This window comes from Bradyrhizobium sp. LeoA1Lang, from assembly GCF_055413685.1.
This window is the reverse complement of the sequence record NZ_JBVAPG010000544.1, coordinates 1-369: the sequence shown is the minus strand read 5'-3', so window position 1 is coordinate 369 and position 369 is coordinate 1. Positions and strand designations below refer to the sequence as shown.

The following is a 369-nucleotide window of genomic DNA, read 5'->3' as shown; positions in this document are numbered from 1 at the left end:
CTGCTGATGCATTGCGATTGATGGCCTTGACACGAACCATCCCATGTGAGGTTCTGGCTGGCTGGTTACCCGCCTCGATACGCCGCCCTTCTCAGGCCGTCATCACCCAGATTCCGCCATAGCTCCCCCCGAGCACGGCTTCGCCCTCGATCCGCATCAGTAGATCGAACACATCATGTGAAATACGCACACCGTCACGGCTGGAGGGCCCCGTACGGATCTCGCACACCGTCTCTTGGCGATCTAGTACCCGGAATCAGAGCTGAGTGATACGGCGCCCTGTGAAGCGGCGTTGACGGACCTTTTTCTTGGTCCAGACGAAGGGCTCGGCTTTGTCGTTGTACGCGTTGACGTAGGCATCGATGTGTT

The 369-nt window shown here is 58.3% G+C and carries 1 pseudogene; it reads right to left on the bottom strand.

Annotated features, from left to right (window positions below):
* Nucleotides 1–256 precede the first annotated feature (256 nt).
* Nucleotides 257–369: pseudogene (locus tag ACZYOF_RS44445) on the bottom strand (IS630 family transposase); the annotation flags it as partial.